Below are 17692 nucleotides of genomic sequence, written 5' to 3'. Positions count from 1 at the left end.
TGGTTGGGACTGTTCTATACAGTCGCCTGACGTACCTGTTTCTCCAACTCCACCTTCAGCCCCGGCTCCAGCTTGAGTTGGCGCGCCAGTTCATCGAGGTAGGATTTCTCCATGAAGTTTTCCTCGTCCACCAGCATCACGCTGGCGATGTACATTTCTGCCGCCATTTCCGGGGTGCTGGCGGCGCGGGCGACGTCGGTGGGGTCCAGGGGCTTGTTCAGTTCGGCGTGCAGCCAGTGTTGCAGTTCCTGGTCGTTGTCGAGCTTGGTGAACTCGCCTTCGATCAACTGCCGCTCGCGCTCGTCCACATGGCCGTCGGCCTTGGCCGCCGCCACCAGCGCCTTGAGGATCGCCTGGCTGTGCTGCTCGACCTGCGCCGGGGGTACACGGTCGAGGGTCTGCGGTTCGGTTTTCGGCGCAGTGCCTTGCTGGGCCTGCCAGTTGCCATAGGCCTTGTAGGCGATCACGCCCAAGGCCGCGAGCCCACCATAGGCCAGGGCCTTGCCGCCGAAACTTCGGGCTTTCTTGTTGCCCAGCAACAGGCCCATGGCCCCGGCGGCCAGTGCCCCGCCGCCCGCGCCGGAAAGCATCCCGCCCAGGTTGCCGGAGCCGCCGAGCAATCCGCCCAGACCGCCAGACGACTTGCCTTGGGACCCGCCAGCCTTGTTCTGCAACATTTCCTGGCCGGACTTGAGAAGCTGATCGAGCAATCCACGGGTGTTCATTTGTCGTCTCCACATTTCGGGTCAACGTAAGGCCACCAGCCTAGATCGAAAGTGCCCCGGCGCCTGCGGCGAGATTGCTTCCAGATGTTGCCTGGCTCATTCAAAGACGCACTCACCTATCCTTCTAAAAAAACGATATACACTCCAGCACATTGATAAAACCGCCCACCGGGTATTCGACCATGATGACCCTGCGCCAGATCCGCCATTTCATCGCCGTGGCCGAAACCGGCTCGATCTCCGCCGCTGCGCAAACGGCGTTCATTTCCCAATCCACCCTGACCCTGGCCATCCAGCAACTGGAGCAGGAAATCGGCGTCAGCCTGTTCAACCGCCACGCCAAGGGCATGACCCTGACCCACCAGGGTCATCAATTCCTGCGCCAGGCCCATTTGATCCTGGCCACCGTCGACAACGCCAAGCGCAGCCTGCAACAGAGCACCGACCAGATCGCCGGCCAAGTCACCATTGGCGTTACCAGCCTGGTCGCCGGCTATTACCTGGCTGACCTGCTGACCCGTTTCCAGCGCGCCTATCCAAACGTGGAAATCCGCGTGATGGAGGACGAACGCCCGTACATCGAGCATTTGCTGGTCAGCGGCGAAATCGACGTCGGGGTGTTGATCCTGTCCAACCTGGAAGACCGCCACGCCCTGCAGACCGAAGTCCTGACGCACTCACCACACCGTTTGTGGCTGCCGGCGCAGCACCCACTGCTGGAACACGACAGCATCAACCTGGCCGATGTGGCCCGCGAACCGCTGATCCAACTGAACGTCGATGAAATGGACCGCAACGCCCAGCGTCTGTGGCGCGGTGCCGGCCTGCAACCGAAGATAACCCTGCGCACGGCCTCGACCGAAGCGGTGCGCAGCCTGGTGGCGGCGGGATTGGGCGTGTCGATCCAGCCGGACATGACCTACCGTCCATGGTCGCTGGAAGGCGACATCATCGAAGCACGACCGATTGCCGACCTCAACCAGACCCTTGACGTCGGCCTGGCCTGGCGCCGAGGCACGGCGCGACCGGCGTCGGTCGACCCGTTCCTGGCGGTCGCCCGGGAACAGCTCCATGGCGGGCGCAAGCCATCTATTTAATCGAACGCAGCCTTGAGTATTTCGAATTTGTCGGCCTTGTGGCTGAGCACTAATCTGACTACGCGCCCCCTTCCTGTGGGAGCTGAGCTTGCTCGCGATAGCGGTGGGTCAGGCAACATTGATTCGACTGACAGACCGCTATCGCGAGCAAGCTCGCTCCCACAGGTTCTTTGTTTCAACTGAGACCTATAAAAATGGCTGGTACGCAAACCCCGTTGTGCACCGCGTTGCTGATCGATGGGGAGCTGGTTCCCGGTGCAGGCATCGTCGAGCCGATTCTCAACCCGGCCACCGGTGAAGTAGTGGCTCACATCGCCGAGGCCAGTACCGAGCAGGTCGAAGCTGCGATCCTCGCCGCCCACCAGGCCTTCGACGGCTGGTCGCGCACCACGCCGCAACAACGCTCGAACCTGCTGCTGGACATCGCCAGCGCCATCGAAAGGAACGCCGATGAGCTGGCCCGCCTCGAATCCCTGAACTGCGGCAAGCCGCTGCACCTGGCGCGTCAGGACGACCTCAGTGCGACGGTGGATGTATTCCGTTTCTTCGCTGGCGCCGTGCGCTGCCAGACCGGCCAGCTCAGTGGCGAATACCTGCCCGGCTACACCAGCATGGTGCGCCGCGACCCGATTGGCGTGGTGGCGTCCATTGCACCGTGGAACTACCCAATCATGATGGCCGCGTGGAAAATCGCCCCGGCCCTGGCCGCCGGCAATACGCTGGTGTTCAAGCCGTCGGAACACACACCGCTGTCGATCCTGGCCCTGGCGCCAACACTGGCCCAGATCCTGCCACGAGGCGTCATCAACATCCTCTGCGGGGGCGGCGAAGGTGTGGGCAGCCATCTGGTCAGCCATCCCAAGGTGCGCATGGTCTCGCTGACCGGCGATATCGTCACCGGACAGAAGATCCTCCAGGCAGCAGCGAAAACCCTCAAGCGCACGCACCTGGAGCTGGGCGGCAAGGCGCCGGTGATCGTGTGCAACGACGCCGACATCCAGGCCGTGGTCGAAGGCGTGCGCACCTACGGTTACTACAACGCTGGGCAGGATTGCACCGCGGCCTGCCGGATCTACGCCCAGGACGGGATTCACGATCGTCTGGTGGCCGAACTCGGCGCGGCGGTCAGCAGCCTGCGCTTTGCCGGCAAGCGCGACGCCGACAATGAGATCGGCCCGCTGATCAGCACTCGCCAGCGCGACCGCGTGGCCAGTTTTGTCGAGCGTGCCCTCGGCCAACCACACATCGAACGCATTACCGGCGCGGCGGTGCATTCCGGTGCCGGCTTCTACTACCAGCCCACGCTGCTGGCCGGCTGCAAGCAAAGCGATGAAATCGTCCAGCGCGAAGTATTCGGCCCGGTCGTCACCGTGACCCGCTTCGACGAACTCAGCCAGGCGGTGGACTGGGCCAACGACTCCGAATATGGCCTGGCGTCCTCGGTATGGACCCAGAACCTCGACAAGGCCATGCAAGTGGCGGCGCGCCTGCAATACGGCTGCACCTGGATCAACAGCCATTTCATGCTGGTCAGCGAAATGCCCCACGGCGGCCTGAAACGTTCGGGCTACGGCAAAGACCTGTCCAGCGATTCGCTCCAGGACTACAGCGTGGTGCGCCACATCATGGCCCGCCACGGCCAGCATCTCTAGATAACAGCACTACTCTAATAACAGGCCACCCATGGCGCTTCACCCTGTTCGAACACTGCCCCGACCATAATTAAAGCAAGAGGGATTTCCATGTACGCGCACAAGACCGTATTGCTCAGTGCAATCACCACGGCGCTGCTGACCAGCGTCAGCCTCCAGGCCGCCGAACCTATCAAGGCCGTCGGCGCCGGCGAGGGCCAACTGGATATCGTCGCCTGGCCGGGTTACATCGAGCGCGGCGAAAGCGACAAGGCCTACGATTGGGTCACCGGTTTCGAGAAGGAAACCGGTTGCAAGGTCAATGTGAAAACTGCCGCTACCTCCGACGAAATGGTCAGCCTGATGACCAAGGGTGGCTACGACCTGGTCACCGCCTCGGGCGACGCCTCGTTGCGGCTGATTGCCGGCAAGCGCGTGCAGCCGATCAACACCGCGCTGATCCCCAACTGGAAAAACCTCGACCCGCGCCTCAAGGATGCACCGTGGTACGTGGTCAACCAGCAGACCTACGGCACCCCGTACCAGTGGGGCCCAAACGTGCTGATGTACAACACCGACGTGTTCAAGCAGGCGCCCACCAGTTGGAGCGTGCTGTTCAGCGCCCAGAACCTGCCCGACGGCAAGCCGAACAAAGGCCGCGTGCAAGCCTACGATGGCCCGATCTACATCGCCGACGCGGCGCTGTACCTCAAGACCGCCAAGCCTGAGCTGGGCATCAAGGACCCGTACCAACTCGACGAAGCCCAGTACAAGGCAGTGTTGGAATTGCTGCGGGCCCAGCAGCCGCTGATCCACCGCTACTGGCACGACACCACCGTGCAGATGAGCGATTTCAAGAACGAAGGCGTGGTGGCATCCGGCGCCTGGCCGTATCAGGTCAACGGCCTGATGAACGAGAAGCAACCGATCGCCTCGACCATTCCGAAAGAAGGCGCCACCGGTTGGGCCGACACCACGATGTTGCACGCCGAGGCCAAGCACCCCAACTGCGCGTACAAGTGGATGGACTGGTCGCTGCAACCGAAAGTCCAGGGTGACGTCGCCGCGTGGTTCGGCTCGTTGCCGGCGGTGCCGGCGGCGTGCAAGGGCAGCGAGCTGCTGGGCGCCGAGGGCTGCAAGACCAACGGTTTCGATCAGTTCGACAAGATCGCCTTCTGGAAAACCCCACAGGCCGAGGGCGGCAAGTTCGTGCCGTACAGCCGCTGGACCCAGGACTACATTGCGATCATGGGCGGGCGGTAAGGCCTCAGTCGGCGAAAATCTGGAGCTGAGCACCGCTCTTGTGTGGGAGCAAGGCTTGCCCGCGATGAAGATGACGCGGTATCTCGGGGAGCCGAGGCGCCTGTATCGCGAGCAAGCTTTGCTCCCACAGCACTGCTACCACAGGTTTGGTGCACGGCAACCCAGCAACGATTCAACAGCAGTCCCGCTTTTTGGAGCCCCGCACCATGACGCTTGCAGTCCAATTCACCCAGGTATCCCGTCAGTTCGGCGATGTGAAAGCCGTTGACCGGGTTTGCATCGACATCCAGGACGGCGAGTTCTTTTCCATGCTGGGCCCGTCCGGTTCGGGCAAGACCACCTGCCTGCGACTGATCGCCGGGTTCGAACAACCCAGTGCCGGCTCGATCCGCATCCATGGCGAAGAGGCCACCGGGCTTGCGCCGTACCAACGGGACGTCAACACGGTGTTCCAGGATTACGCCCTCTTCCCCCATATGAACGTGCGCGACAACGTGGCCTACGGCCTGAAAGTCAAAGGCATCGCCAAGGCCGAGCGCATCAAGCGCGCCGACGAAGCGCTGGAGATGGTTGCCCTGGGCGGCTACGGCGAACGCAAGCCGGTACAGCTTTCCGGCGGCCAGCGCCAACGCGTGGCCCTGGCCCGCGCGTTGGTCAATCGCCCGCGGGTGTTGCTGCTCGATGAACCCTTGGGCGCCCTCGACCTGAAGCTGCGCGAACAGATGCAGGGCGAGTTGAAGAAGCTGCAACGCCAACTGGGCATCACCTTCATTTTCGTCACCCACGACCAGACCGAAGCACTGTCGATGTCCGACCGCGTGGCGGTGTTCAACAAGGGCCGCATCGAACAGGTCGATACCCCACGCAACCTGTACATGAAACCGGCGACCACCTTCGTCGCCGAATTCGTCGGCACTTCCAACGTGATCCGTGGCGAGCTGGCCCGGGAACTGAGCGGTTATCCACAGCCGTTCTCGATTCGCCCGGAACACGTGCGTTTCGCCGAGGGTCCGCTGGCCAGTGGTGAGATCGAAGTCCACGGCCTGCTGCACGACATCCAGTACCAGGGCAGTGCCACGCGCTACGAGTTGAAGCTTGCCAACGGCCAGACCCTGAACCTCAGCCAGGCCAACACCCAGTGGCTCGACAACACCGCCCAGCACCAGACCGGCCAGCACCTGAGCGTACGCTGGGCCCGGGAGGCGATGGTCGCGCTGCACGACACCGTCAGTGGCGAGGTGTGAGATGAACACCCTGGCCATCGCTCAAACGCCCACGCCCGGTTCACCGTTGCGACGTTTTTCCAACCTGCTGTACCGGCGCCCCAACCTGTACCTGTCGATGTTGCTGGTGCCGCCGCTGATCTGGTTCGGCGCAATCTACCTGGGCTCGCTGCTGACCTTGCTCTGGCAGGGTTTCTACACCTTCGACGACTTCACCATGGCGGTCACGCCGGACCTGACCCTGGCGAATTTCGCGGCGCTGTTCCAGCCGTCGAACTTCGACATCATTTTGCGCACCCTGAGCATGGCGATAGCGGTGTCCATCGCCAGCGCCATTGTCGCGTTCCCGATTGCCTACTACATGGCGCGCTACACCAGTGGCAAGACCAAGGCGTTTTTCTACATCGCGGTGATGCTGCCGATGTGGGCCAGCTATATCGTCAAGGCCTATGCCTGGACGCTGCTGCTGGCCAAGGGTGGCGTGGCGCAATGGTTCGTCCAGCACCTGGGACTGGGGCCGGTGTTGCAGTTCGTGCTGGGGATTCCCGGCGTGGGTGGCAGCACCTTGTCCACCTCACACCTGGGGCGTTTTCTGGTATTCGTCTACATTTGGCTGCCGTTCATGATCCTGCCGATCCAGGCGTCCCTGGAGCGTCTGCCGCCATCGCTGCTGCAAGCCTCGGCCGACCTGGGCGCCAGGCCACACCAGACGTTCATGCAGGTGATCCTGCCGCTGTCGATTCCCGGCATCGCCGCCGGCTCGATCTTCACCTTCTCGCTGACCCTGGGGGATTTCATCGTGCCCCAACTGGTGGGCCCGCCGGGCTACTTCGTCGGCAGCATGGTCTACGCCCAGCAAGGCGCCATCGGCAACATGCCCATGGCCGCGGCGTTCACCCTGGTGCCCATTGTGCTGATCGCCCTGTATTTATCCATCGTCAAGCGACTGGGAGCTTTCGATGCACTCTGACTCTCAAGACCGGGCCTCGTGGGGCTTGCGGATCGCGGCGTGGGGCGGGCTGGTGTTCCTGCACTTCCCGATCCTGATCATCTTCCTCTACGCCTTCAATACCGAGGACGCCGCGTTCAGCTTCCCGCCCAAGGGCCTGACCTTGAAGTGGTTCAGCGTCGCCTTCGCGCGCCCGGATGTGCTGGAGGCGATCAAGCTGTCGTTGCAGGTCGCGGCCATCGCCACGCTGATCGCCATGGTGCTTGGCACCCTGGCCTCGGCGGCGCTGTACCGGCGCGATTTCTTCGGCAAGCAAGGCATTTCGCTGATGCTGATCCTGCCGATTGCCTTGCCGGGCATTATCACCGGCATTGCGCTGCTGGCGACCTTCAAGACCTTGGGCATCGAACCAGGGATGTTCACCATCGTCGTCGGCCATGCCACTTTCTGCGTGGTGATCGTCTACAACAACGTCATCGCCCGCCTGCGCCGAACCTCCCACAGCCTGATCGAGGCTTCGATGGACCTGGGGGCCGACGGCTGGCAGACCTTTCGCTACATCATCTTGCCCAACCTGGGGTCAGCGCTGCTGGCCGGCGGGATGCTGGCGTTTGCGCTGTCATTCGACGAGATCATCGTCACCACCTTCATCGCCGGCCACGAACGCACCTTGCCGCTGTGGCTGCTCAACCAACTCAGCCGCCCTCGCGATGTGCCAGTGACCAACGTAGTGGCGATGCTGGTGATGATGGTCACGATGGTGCCGATATTGGGCGCGTATTACCTGACCCGAGGCGGTGAGAGCGTGGCCGGTAGCGGCGGGAAATAATCAGAACCGAAATCCTGTGGGAGCGAGCTTGCTCGCGAAGGCGTCGTGTCAGTCGCTGCAAAGGGTGAATGATCCACCGCTATCGCGAGCAAGCTCGCTCCCACAGGGGACTTGGGAAACATTCAAGAGGACATGGACATGCAAACCAAACTGCTGATCAACGGCCATCTGGTGAACGGCGAAGGCCCTGGCCAGGCGGTGTTCAACCCATCGCTGGGCCGGGTGCTGGTGGAGATCAATGAAGCCAGCGAAGCTCAGGTCGATGCCGCCGTGCGCGCCGCCGATGCCGCCTTCGAGGCCTGGTCGCAAGTGCCGCCCAAGGACCGTTCCCTGTTGCTGCTCAAGCTGGCCGATGCCATCGAAGCCCACGGCGAAGAACTGGCGGAACTGGAGTCGGACAACTGCGGCAAACCCTTGAGTGCCGCGCTGAACGACGAGATCCCGGCGATTGCCGACGTGTTCCGCTTCTTTGCCGGCGCCAGCCGCTGCATGAGTGGTTCGGCAGGCGGCGAATACCTGCCGGGGCACACCTCGATGATCCGCCGCGACCCGGTGGGCGTCATCGCCTCCATCGCGCCGTGGAACTACCCGCTGATGATGGTCGCCTGGAAAATCGCCCCGGCCCTGGCTGCCGGCAATACCGTGGTGCTCAAGCCATCGGAGCAAACTCCGCTGACGGCGCTGCGCCTGGCAGAACTGGCGTCGGAAATTTTCCCGGCCGGCGTGCTCAACGTGATATTCGGTCGTGGGCAAACCGTCGGCAACCCGCTGGTCACCCACCCGAAGGTGCGCATGGTGTCGCTGACCGGCTCCATCGCCACTGGCTCAAACATCATTTCCAGCACATCCGACAGCGTCAAACGCATGCACATGGAACTGGGCGGCAAGGCCCCGGTGATCATTTTCGACGACGCTGACATTGACGCCGCCGTGGAGGGCATCCGCACCTTCGGTTTCTACAACGCCGGCCAGGACTGCACCGCTGCCTGCCGCATCTATGCCCAGCAAGGCATTTACGACCAGTTCGTCGAGAAGCTCGGCGCCGCCGTGGGCAGCATCAAGTACGGCCTGCAAACCGCGCCAGACACCGAGATGGGCCCACTGATCACCGCCCAGCACCGCGACCGCGTGGCCGGTTTCGTCGAACGGGCCATCGCCCAGTCGCATATCCGCCTGATCACCGGCGGCAAGGCCGTGGACGGCAACGGGTTTTTCTTCGAGCCGACGGTGCTGGCCGACGCCCTGCAGGATGACGAAATCGTCCGCCGGGAAGTCTTCGGGCCAGTGGTGTCCGTCACGCAGTTCCTCGACGAAGCACAAGTGCTGGCCTGGGCCAACGATTCGGACTACGGCCTGGCCTCATCGGTGTGGACCGCCGACATTGGCCGTGCCCATCGCCTGTCGGCACGCCTGCAATATGGCTGCACCTGGGTGAACACGCACTTCATGCTCGTCAGCGAAATGCCCCATGGCGGTCAGAAACGTTCCGGCTATGGCAAGGACATGTCCATGTATGGGCTGGAGGATTACACGGTAGTACGGCATGTGATGTTCAAGCATTGACACCAAGACAACCTTGGCAACACATGCCCACGCCTGCCCAGCGTTCGTCCTGCTAAGGTTTTCGTCGATCGGGGCACGCTCGCCGGTTGACGGAAATCCTGGCAGCCCCTAGGTTGTCTACAACGTATACACCTTGGAGATCAGCCATGGCCTCGCCCGTTTTGTCCTTTCGTGTGGAAGAAGGTCTGGCCCAACAGCTGGACTTGCTGGCCGCCGCCACCGACCGCGACCGTCAATATCACCTCAAGCGTGCACTGGTCCGATATGTGGAAGCCGAATCCTGGCATCTGCAAGCCATCAGCGAAGGCATAGCCGATGCCGACGCTGGAAACCTGACCGATCTGGACGCCGTGAAGGCCAAGTGGGCAAAACGTGCCGAGCATCGTACTGACCGACAAAGCACAGAGTGACCTCGACTCGATCCACGAACATTACCAAAACGCTGATGACGTCATCAGCGCCATCCTGGAGACACTGCGCCAACTGCAACGCTTTCCCGGCTCGGGCCGTCCTTCGGTCGCTCCCGATATTCGAGAGCTGGTGCTGACCCGCTACCCGTTCGTAGCCCCCTACCGGCTCAAGCATGGACAACTGCAGGTGCTGCGGATACTGCACCAGCGCACCGAACGCCCTCAGGGCTGGTCGGTGGAGTGATGTCGGCCGGCGTTCCTGCTCCGGCCGCCCACCTGCGCCACGCTTCAAAACCGCGAAACACTGCGCATCGCATCCACCAGGTAGCGCATGGCGATACGGTCGTTTTCCGACAACTCCCGATAGCGCTCGACCAGTCTCAATTCTTCCAGGCTGAGCCGGCGTGTCCTGCGTGGGTTGGTCAGGCCTGGAAAGATCCCCAGCATTTCGGTAATGCCCTGTATTTTTGTCATGAGTTGTCCTTCTTTACGTCGAGGTTGACCTGATAGCGCCGTCTGAATCCGGGTTAGATCGCCTATCACGCTAAAGAATAGGGAGGATTCAAAGCGTGAAAAGGGAGTTTTAGAGTAATTAGTCAAAAAAAGTCGGAATCGACATAAAAAAAGAAATAACTGTAAGAAAATTTGACCAAGCCACGCTTTCCTTGCTCTCAAAGCCCGTATTTCCCCTATGATTTTGCGCCTCGGTGAACCGATCCAACTCTCAGGCATCTGTTCTAACGTTCGTCGCGTTTGGCCAAAGGCATGTCCGAACTCCCTTATCAGTCACTGTTGCCAGGATCGGCTCGGGACTGTTTCGAGAAAAGGTTGTATTTATGCACCGCAGGAATCTGCTCAAGGCCTCCATGGCCTTCGCCGCCTACACCGGGCTATCAGCCTCCGGGCTCATGGCCGCACGCGCCTGGGCCGCCGATCAGACTGCCGATGGCGAAGCCCGTCCTTTCGACTTCAACGGTTTGAAGGATCAGGCCCGGCGGCTGGCCGAGAGCCGCTATATCGACACCAAGCAAGTCCTGCCAGAAACCCTGGCCCAAATGTCGCCGCTGCAGTTCAACGCCATCCAGTACGACGTCAATCACTCGCTGTGGAATGAGCTGGACGGGCAACTGGACGCACAATTCTTCCACGTCGGCATGGGCTTCAAGCAGCCGGTGCGCATGTACAGCGTCGACCCGAAGACGCGCATGGCCCGTGAGGTGCACTTCCGCCCCGAGCTGTTCAACTATCAGAAAACCACGGTCAACACCTCGCAACTGACGGGTGACCTGGGCTTCGCCGGCTTTCGCGTCTTCAAGGCGCCGGAACTGGACCGGCACGACATCCTTTCGTTCCTGGGGGCCAGCTACTTCCGCGCCGTGGATGCCAGCGGCCAATACGGGCTGTCGGCCCGCGGTTTGGCCATCGACACCTACGCCAAGAAGCGCGAAGAATTCCCGGACTTCACCAAATTCTGGTTTGAAACCCCGGACAAGAACAGCACCCGCTTCGTGGTCTACGCCCTGCTCGACTCCCCCAGCGCCACCGGTGCCTATCGGTTTGACATTGATTGCCAGCCGACCCGGGTAGTGATGGAGATCGACGCGCACATCAATGCCCGTACTGCCATCGAACAGTTGGGCATCGCGCCCATGACCAGCATGTTCAGCTGTGGCACCGTCGAACGGCGCATGTGCGACACCATTCACCCGCAAATCCACGATTCCGACCGGCTGGCCATGTGGCGCGGCAACGGCGAATGGGTGTGCCGGCCGTTGAACAATCCCGCCACCCTGCAATTCAACGCCTTCGCCGACAAGGACCCGAAAGGTTTCGGCCTGGTGCAAACCGACCACGACTTCGCCAGCTACCAGGACACTGTGGACTGGTACAGCAAGCGCCCAAGCCTGTGGGTCGAACCGACGACGGCCTGGGGCGAAGGCTCGGTCGACCTGCTGGAGATTCCTACCACCGGCGAAACCCTGGACAACATTGTCGCGTTCTGGACGCCGAAAAAACCGGTGGCCGCCGGCGACTCGCTGAACTATGGCTACAAGCTCTACTGGAGCGCGCTGCCGCCAGTCAGCACGGACCTGGCCCACGTCGACGCCACCCGCTCAGGCATGGGCGGTTTCATCGAAGGCTGGGCACCGGGCGAGCATTACCCGACCGTCTGGGCCCGTCGCTTTGCCGTCGACTTCAGCGGCGGTGGCCTCGACCAACTGCCGCCGGGCACCGGCATCGAACCGGTGGTGACCTGCTCCCACGGTGAAGTGAAAGACTTCAACGTGCTGGTGATGGATGCAATCAAGGGCTACCGCATCACCTTCGACTGGTACCCGACCGACGACAGTGTGGAGCCGGTGCAGATGCGCCTGTTCATTCGTACCAAGGACCGCACCTTGAGCGAGACCTGGTTGTACCAGTACTTCCCGCCGGCGCCGGATAAGCGCAAATATCCCTGATAGGGATCGGGTATCTGGGCTGGCCCTATCGCGAGCAGGCTCGCTCCCACAGGTTATGTGTGAACAACACAAATCCACTGTGGGAGCGAGCTTGCTCGCGATGAGGCCGGTACAACCACCGAACAATCCAGCCCAATAAACAAAAAGCCCCGGCCAATGACGACCGGGGCTTTTTTGTTTTACCAAACACTCAATCGCGCAAATCCGACTCATGAATCGGCTGGTCCCGATGCGTGGCCCGCTGGTACTGCGCGGGCCACGTGGCCTTGCGACCACCCAGGTCATCATCGGCATGCAGGGCCCAGTACGGATCGCGCAACAATTCGCGGGCCAGGAAAATGATATCGGCCTGGCAGGTGCGCAGGATGTGTTCGGCCTGGGCCGGTTCGGTGATCATGCCGACAGTGCCGGTGGCGATTTCCGACTCCTTGCGCACCCGCTCGGCAAAGCGTGTCTGGTAACCCGGGCCGGTGGGAATTTCCGCATTGGCGGCCGTGCCACCCGATGACACATCGATCAAATCCACTCCCAGGGCCCTGAAGCGCCGCGCCAGCTCCACGGTTTCGTCCGGGTTCCACCCGTCCTCGACCCAATCAGTGGCGGAAACGCGAACGAACACCGGCAGTTCTTCAGGCCATACGGCCCGCACCGCTTCGGTGACTTGTAGCACCAGGCGGATGCGATTCTCGAACGAGCCGCCGTATTGATCGCGCCGCTGATTGCTCAAGGGCGAGAGGAATTGATGCAGCAGATAACCATGGGCCGCGTGAACCTCGACCACTTTGAAGCCGGCCGTGAGGGCGCGCTTGGCCGAATCCACGAAGGCCTGGATCACACCGGCGATCTGTCCTTCGTCCAACTGCACCGGCGGAGTGTGTTGTGGGTCGAAGGCAATCGGCGACGGGCCGACCGGCACCCAGCCGCCGTCCGCCGGTTTTACGCTGCCATGCTTGCCCAGCCAGGGTCGCCAGGTGCTGGCCTTGCGTCCGGCATGGGCCAGTTGTATGCCCGGCACTGCCCCCTGAGCGGTGATGAAACGGGTGATGCGTTGTAGCGGCTCGATCTGTTCATCGTTCCAAAGCCCAAGGTCCTGGGCGGTGATGCGGCCGTCGGCGGTAACAGCGGTGGCTTCGGTGAACACCAGGCCGGCGCCGCCCACGGCACGGCTGCCCAAGTGCACCAGGTGCCAATCGTTGGCCAGGCCATCGGTGCTCGAATACTGGCACATCGGCGATACCGCGATGCGATTGGGCAGGGTCAATTGGCGAAGGGTATAGGGTTCCAGCAGCAGACTCATGGGGCACCTCTCGAATCAGTGGGCAGGCTCCAGGGTTCTGTTTGAAAAGTCGACGAGTGACAAAAGGTGCAACTCCCGCCCCCGCGGGCAAAAAACTCGACAAGACGTCACAAGGGCTATCAAGCAGTGCTTAGAGCCTAGTCGACAACCCGCAAGGACGGAGGGTTCAGAACTTAAAAACCGACGGTGTGGCGCAATGCAGTTCACTTAAGGCGCCCCTGAAACCCTGTGGCGAGGAAGCTTGCTCCCGCTGGACGCTGTAGGAGCTGTGTAGGAGCTGACGAGTGCAACGAGGCTGCGATCTTTCCACTGACAATTGAGTCGAGAGCGAAAGATCAAGATCAAAAGATCGCAGGCTTCGCCAGCTCCTACAGGCCCAACGGGAGCAAGCTCCCTCGCCACAAAGGCCGATCGGCTACCGCGGCTCGATATGGGCAATCATCAACTGCACCGTTTCCTGGCCGCGGAACTCGTTGAGGTCAAGCTTGTAGGCCAGTTCCACCCAGCGCACGGTAGGGTTGGGCCAGATCTCGCGGTCGATGCCAAAGGCGATGCCATCAAGCTTCACCGAGCCGCACTCGCTCTTGAGGACGACCTTCAGGTGCCGTTCGCCCACTACGCGCTGTTCGACCAACTGGAACAGGCCGTGGAACATTGGCTCAGGAAAATGCTGGCCCCAGGGGCCGGCGTGGCGCAGTGCCCGGGCCAGTTCCAAGTGGAACTCCTCGACCGCCAGGGTGCCATCCGACAACAGCCGGCCGGTCAGGTCTTCTTCGCGCAACTGCCGGCGCACTTCCGCATCGAACGCCTCGGCGAACAACGGAAAATTCGCCTCCGGCAGCGTCAGCCCCGCCGCCATGGCGTGACCGCCGTACTTGCTGATCAGGGTGGGGTGCTGCGCCGCCACCACGCTCAGCGCATCGCGAATGTGAAAACCCGGCACCGAGCGACCCGAGCCCTTGAGCAAGCCGTCCCCGGCATCGGCAAAAGCAATGGTCGGACGGAAATAGCGCTCTTTCATCCGCGAGGCGAGAATGCCGATGACCCCTTGGTGCCACTGCGGATCGAACAGGCACAAACCGAACGGCATCGACTCCACCGGCAGGTCCTTGAGCTGGGCCAGGGCTTCGCGCTGCATGCCCTGCTCGATGGACTTGCGGTCCTGGTTCATGCCGTCCAGTTGCGCCGCCATCTCCCGCGCCAGGGCCGGGTCGTCGGTGAGCAGGCATTCGATGCCCAGGCTCATGTCGTCCAGGCGCCCTGCCGCATTCAGACGCGGCCCGAGGATAAAGCCGAGGTCGGTGGAGGTAATCCGTGAAGCATCGCGCTTGGCCACTTCCAGGATCGCCTTGATGCCGGGCCGGGCGCGTCCGGCGCGAATCCGCTCCAGGCCCTGGTGCACCAGGATCCGGTTATTCGCGTCCAGAGGCACCACGTCGGCCACGCTGCCCAGGGCCACCAGGTCGAGCAATTCGCCAATGTTCGGTTGGGGTGTGCTGGCATACCAGCCCAGGCTGCGCAGACGCGCCCGCAGGGCCATCAGCACATAGAAAATCACCCCGACACCGGCCAGGGCCTTGCTCGGGAACTCGCAGCCCGGCTGGTTCGGATTGACGATGGCATCGGCTGCCGGCAGTTCGAGGCCGGGCAAGTGGTGGTCGGTGACCAGCACCTGGAGCCCCGCCGCTTTCGCCGCCGCCACGCCTTCCACGCTGGAAATACCGTTATCCACGGTGATCAGCAACTGCGGTTCGCGGGCCAGGGCGACTTCGACGATTTCCGGGGTCAGCCCGTAGCCATATTCGAAGCGATTGGGCACCAGGTAATCGACATGGGCCGCACCGAGCAGACGCAACCCGAGCATGCCCACGGTGCTGGCGGTCGCGCCATCGGCGTCGAAGTCGCCCACGATCAGGATGCGCTGGCGTTGCTCCAGCGCCGTCACCAACAGATCCACCGCGGCGTCGATCCCCTTGAGCTGCTGGAAGGGAATCAAGCGCGCCAGGCTCTTGTCCAGTTCAGCCTCGGACTGCACACCACGCGCTGCGTACAGGCGGGTCAACAGGGGCGGCAGGTCACCCAGGAATGGCAAGGTGTCGGGCAGTTGGCGGGGTTCTATGCGCATGGGGAACGGACGTTTCTCTATTTTTTTGTAGGAATCGCAGACTGTGACAAGAGCGCGTGCTCACGCTGGACCCCGTAGGAGCTGCCGAAGGCTGCGATCTTTTGATCTTTCGCTTGAGACTCAAGCGCCAGGGGAAAGATCGCAGCCTCGCTTCGCTCGGCAGCTCCTACAGGGCCCGGTGGGCTCAGCCACGCTCGCCCAGCAACCATTGCAGCTGGACTTCATGCTGGCCACGGTCGTCGGTCACGAAAATCGTGCCCTCACTGATCATCACATCCCACTTGATCACCCGCGGCATGTCCTGGGCCAGGGTTTCGAGCACTTCCTGGGGTACAGCGGCGATGTTGACGTTTTTCAGGTTCTTGACCGCCGGGATCACCTTGCCTTCCCAGACCCGCAGGCTGCCATAGGCCAGCAAGCTGGTGCGCTCGGTCCGGCGCGAGCACCAGGTCAGGCGATCGGCATCCGGCTGGCCGACTTCGATCCAGTGCAGCACACGGTCATCCAGGCTTTTTTCCCACAGCGCAGGCTCATCGACGTCTGACAGACCACGACCAAACGCCAGCAGTTCGTTGTACCAGAACGCGTAGGCCAACAGGCGCACGGTCATGCGCTCTTCGGTTTCCGAAGGGTGGCGGGCGATGGTCTGCTTCACACTCTCGTACACATTGCGGTCAAGGTCGGTGAGGTTCAGTTCAAACTTATAGGTCGTGGACGGCTGGGCCATGAACGGGCTTCTTGATACGAGGAAAGGCGGCAAGTCTAACCGATGACGCGGGCAATCCACGAATTGCCGACCATCAACCTGCGGCGACCAGCCTTGGCCTATGATAAAACGCTCTATTCGTTCTGCCTTTGTCCTACAGGATCTGTCATGTCGCTTACTGCCAAACCCCTTGCCGGCGTCAAAGCCATCGAACTCGGCACCTTGATCGCCGGGCCCTTCGCCTCGCGCATCTGCGGCGAATTCGGCGCCGAAGTCATCAAGGTCGAATCGCCCGACGGCGGTGACCCCCTGCGCAAGTGGCGCAAGCTGTACGAAGGCACCTCGCTGTGGTGGTTCGTCCAGGCACGCAACAAGAAGTCCCTGACCTTGAACCTCAAGCACCCTGAAGGCCTGGCGATCCTGAAAAAACTGATCGGCGAAGCCGATATCCTGATCGAGAATTTTCGCCCCGGCGTACTGGAAAAGCTCGGCCTGGGCTGGGATGTCCTGCACGCACTGAACCCGAAACTGGTGATGGTGCGGCTTTCGGGCTTCGGCCAGACCGGGCCGATGAAAGATCAGCCGGGGTTTGGCGCGGTAGGCGAGTCCATGGGCGGCCTGCGCTACATCACCGGCTTCGAGGACCGTCCGCCGGTGCGCACCGGAATTTCCATCGGCGACTCCATCGCCGCCCTCTGGGGCGTGATCGGCGCATTGATGGCCCTGCGTCACCGCGAGATCAATGGCGGAACCGGGCAAGTGGTGGACGTGGCCTTGTACGAGGCGATTTTCGCCATGATGGAAAGCATGGTGCCGGAGTTCGACGTGTTCGGCTTCATCCGTGAGCGCACCGGCAACATCATGCCCGGCATCACCCCCTCGTCCATCCACACCAGCTCTGACGGCAAGCACGTGCAGATTGGCGCCAACGGCGACGCGATCTTCAAGCGCTTCATGCAGATCATCGGCCGTGACGACCTGGCCAATGACCCGCAACTGGCCAGCAACGACGGCCGTGATAGCCGCCGTGACGAGCTGTATGGCGTCATCGATCGCTGGGTCAACTCGCTGCCGCTCGATAGCGTTATCGACCAATTGAACCAGGCCGGGGTGCCGGCCAGTCGGATCTTCAGCGCCGAAGATATGTTCAGCGACCCGCAGTTTCTGGCTCGTGAAATGTTCCTGCAGGCCAAGTTGCCCGACGGCAAGGCGTTCAAGATGCCGGGGATCGTACCGAAACTCTCCGACACCCCGGGCACCTCCGAATGGGTCGGGCCGGCGCTGGGTGAACACAACGCACAAGTGCTCGGCGAGCTTGGCTACGACGCGCAGCAGATCGCCAAACTGCGCACCGACGGCGCCATTTGACACACCGCAGCGGGCCCTCACTGAAGATCAAACTGTGGGAGCGA

The 17692-nt window shown here is 62.1% G+C and carries 16 protein-coding genes; 11 read left to right on the top strand and 5 right to left on the bottom strand.

Features of this window, described 5'->3' with window-relative positions:
- Positions 1-14 precede the first annotated feature (14 nt).
- The gene (locus tag QMK47_RS06290; RefSeq protein ID WP_003198134.1) at positions 15-725 is read right to left on the bottom strand and encodes a tellurite resistance TerB family protein; all 711 of its coding nucleotides are present in this window, start codon (positions 723-725) and stop codon (positions 15-17) included.
- 182 nt (positions 726-907) lie between these two features.
- On the opposite strand from QMK47_RS06290, the gene QMK47_RS06285 reads away from it, so the two are divergent.
- The 9 genes from QMK47_RS06285 to QMK47_RS06245 all read left to right on the top strand — a co-directional run bounded on the left by QMK47_RS06285 (position 908) and on the right by QMK47_RS06245 (position 9934).
- Positions 908-1822 (top strand): LysR family transcriptional regulator, encoded by a 915-nt coding sequence (locus QMK47_RS06285; protein WP_320389963.1) that lies wholly within the window; start codon positions 908-910, stop codon positions 1820-1822.
- A gap of 194 nt (positions 1823-2016) precedes the next feature.
- Positions 2017-3474, top strand: a complete 1458-nt coding sequence (locus QMK47_RS06280) for a gamma-aminobutyraldehyde dehydrogenase (RefSeq protein WP_320389962.1) — start codon at positions 2017-2019, stop codon at positions 3472-3474.
- A 90-nt stretch (positions 3475-3564) separates the two neighbouring features.
- The gene (gene ydcS, locus QMK47_RS06275; RefSeq protein WP_253471811.1) at positions 3565-4716 is read left to right on the top strand and encodes a putative ABC transporter substrate-binding protein YdcS; all 1152 of its coding nucleotides are present in this window, start codon (positions 3565-3567) and stop codon (positions 4714-4716) included.
- A 206-nt stretch (positions 4717-4922) separates the two neighbouring features.
- Entirely contained in the window at positions 4923-5960 is a 1038-nt protein-coding gene (locus tag QMK47_RS06270; protein ID WP_320389961.1) for an ABC transporter ATP-binding protein, read from the top strand.
- Position 5961: 1 nt separating this feature from the next.
- Positions 5962-6909 carry an ABC transporter permease gene (locus QMK47_RS06265; protein WP_018611082.1) on the top strand — a complete coding sequence of 316 codons (948 nt, stop codon included), beginning with the start codon at positions 5962-5964 and terminating at the stop codon, positions 6907-6909.
- Complete coding sequence (locus tag QMK47_RS06260) at positions 6899-7717, top strand: ABC transporter permease (protein WP_320389960.1); 819 nt, start codon at positions 6899-6901, stop codon at positions 7715-7717. Before QMK47_RS06265 ends, QMK47_RS06260 begins: the two co-directional genes overlap by 11 nt.
- A gap of 138 nt (positions 7718-7855) precedes the next feature.
- Positions 7856-9280 carry a gamma-aminobutyraldehyde dehydrogenase gene (locus tag QMK47_RS06255; RefSeq protein WP_320389959.1) on the top strand — a complete coding sequence of 475 codons (1425 nt, stop codon included), beginning with the start codon at positions 7856-7858 and terminating at the stop codon, positions 9278-9280.
- Between the two features lie 146 nt (positions 9281-9426).
- Positions 9427-9690, top strand: a complete 264-nt coding sequence (locus QMK47_RS06250) for a CopG family ribbon-helix-helix protein (RefSeq protein ID WP_003198119.1) — start codon at positions 9427-9429, stop codon at positions 9688-9690.
- Positions 9653-9934 carry a type II toxin-antitoxin system RelE/ParE family toxin gene (locus QMK47_RS06245; RefSeq protein WP_258690416.1) on the top strand — a complete coding sequence of 94 codons (282 nt, stop codon included), beginning with the start codon at positions 9653-9655 and terminating at the stop codon, positions 9932-9934. The genes QMK47_RS06250 and QMK47_RS06245 overlap by 38 nt, the downstream gene beginning before the upstream one ends.
- Positions 9935-9978: 44 nt before the next feature.
- Here QMK47_RS06245 and QMK47_RS06240 read toward each other — a convergent pair whose 3' ends face one another.
- Positions 9979-10164: a hypothetical protein gene (locus tag QMK47_RS06240; protein ID WP_003198116.1), complete on the bottom strand. Its 186-nt coding sequence runs from the start codon at positions 10162-10164 to the stop codon at positions 9979-9981.
- Between the two features lie 362 nt (positions 10165-10526).
- Between QMK47_RS06240 and QMK47_RS06235 the strand changes: the two genes are divergently transcribed.
- Positions 10527-12152: a glucan biosynthesis protein D gene (locus QMK47_RS06235; RefSeq protein WP_253471805.1), complete on the top strand. Its 1626-nt coding sequence runs from the start codon at positions 10527-10529 to the stop codon at positions 12150-12152.
- 190 nt (positions 12153-12342) lie between these two features.
- Here the strand turns inward: QMK47_RS06235 and QMK47_RS06230 are convergent, their stop codons facing one another.
- The 3 genes from QMK47_RS06230 to QMK47_RS06220 form a co-directional block, all read right to left on the bottom strand.
- Complete coding sequence (locus QMK47_RS06230) at positions 12343-13449, bottom strand: NADH:flavin oxidoreductase/NADH oxidase (protein ID WP_214511341.1); 1107 nt, start codon at positions 13447-13449, stop codon at positions 12343-12345.
- Positions 13450-13864: 415 nt separating this feature from the next.
- On the bottom strand, positions 13865-15574 hold the full coding sequence (recJ, locus tag QMK47_RS06225; protein WP_018611096.1) for a single-stranded-DNA-specific exonuclease RecJ: 1710 nt from the start codon (positions 15572-15574) through the stop codon (positions 13865-13867).
- Positions 15575-15758: 184 nt separating this feature from the next.
- A complete protein-coding gene (locus tag QMK47_RS06220) occupies positions 15759-16301 on the bottom strand; it encodes a YaeQ family protein (protein ID WP_018611098.1) in 543 nt (180 codons plus the stop codon).
- Positions 16302-16448: 147 nt separating this feature from the next.
- Here QMK47_RS06220 and QMK47_RS06215 point away from each other — a divergent pair, with 147 nt between their 5' ends.
- Positions 16449-17648, top strand: coding sequence for a CaiB/BaiF CoA-transferase family protein (locus QMK47_RS06215; protein WP_320389958.1), 1200 nt, complete (start codon positions 16449-16451; stop codon positions 17646-17648).
- The last annotated feature ends 44 nt before the right edge of the window (positions 17649-17692 follow it).

Origin of the sequence: Pseudomonas sp. P9_35, assembly GCF_034008205.1 — a bacterium.
Taxonomy (GTDB): Bacteria; Pseudomonadota; Gammaproteobacteria; order Pseudomonadales; family Pseudomonadaceae; genus Aquipseudomonas; species Aquipseudomonas kilonensis.
Note: the sequence above shows the minus strand (reverse complement) of the source record. Positions and strands in the feature narration are given on the sequence as shown.

Coding starts and splice junctions, on each gene's coding strand:
- QMK47_RS06290 (WP_003198134.1), bottom strand. CDS start 725: ATGAACACCCGTGGATTGCTCGATCAGCTTCTCAAGTCCGGCCAGGAA.
- QMK47_RS06260 (WP_320389960.1), top strand. CDS start 6,899: ATGCACTCTGACTCTCAAGACCGGGCCTCGTGGGGCTTGCGGATCGCG.
- QMK47_RS06255 (WP_320389959.1), top strand. CDS start 7,856: ATGCAAACCAAACTGCTGATCAACGGCCATCTGGTGAACGGCGAAGGC.
- QMK47_RS06230 (WP_214511341.1), bottom strand. CDS start 13,449: ATGAGTCTGCTGCTGGAACCCTATACCCTTCGCCAATTGACCCTGCCC.
- QMK47_RS06235 (WP_253471805.1), top strand. CDS start 10,527: ATGCACCGCAGGAATCTGCTCAAGGCCTCCATGGCCTTCGCCGCCTAC.
- QMK47_RS06215 (WP_320389958.1), top strand. CDS start 16,449: ATGTCGCTTACTGCCAAACCCCTTGCCGGCGTCAAAGCCATCGAACTC.
- QMK47_RS06285 (WP_320389963.1), top strand. CDS start 908: ATGATGACCCTGCGCCAGATCCGCCATTTCATCGCCGTGGCCGAAACC.
- QMK47_RS06250 (WP_003198119.1), top strand. CDS start 9,427: ATGGCCTCGCCCGTTTTGTCCTTTCGTGTGGAAGAAGGTCTGGCCCAA.
- recJ (WP_018611096.1), bottom strand. CDS start 15,574: ATGCGCATAGAACCCCGCCAACTGCCCGACACCTTGCCATTCCTGGGT.
- ydcS (WP_253471811.1), top strand. CDS start 3,565: ATGTACGCGCACAAGACCGTATTGCTCAGTGCAATCACCACGGCGCTG.
- QMK47_RS06280 (WP_320389962.1), top strand. CDS start 2,017: ATGGCTGGTACGCAAACCCCGTTGTGCACCGCGTTGCTGATCGATGGG.
- QMK47_RS06220 (WP_018611098.1), bottom strand. CDS start 16,301: ATGGCCCAGCCGTCCACGACCTATAAGTTTGAACTGAACCTCACCGAC.
- QMK47_RS06265 (WP_018611082.1), top strand. CDS start 5,962: ATGAACACCCTGGCCATCGCTCAAACGCCCACGCCCGGTTCACCGTTG.
- QMK47_RS06270 (WP_320389961.1), top strand. CDS start 4,923: ATGACGCTTGCAGTCCAATTCACCCAGGTATCCCGTCAGTTCGGCGAT.
- QMK47_RS06240 (WP_003198116.1), bottom strand. CDS start 10,164: ATGACAAAAATACAGGGCATTACCGAAATGCTGGGGATCTTTCCAGGC.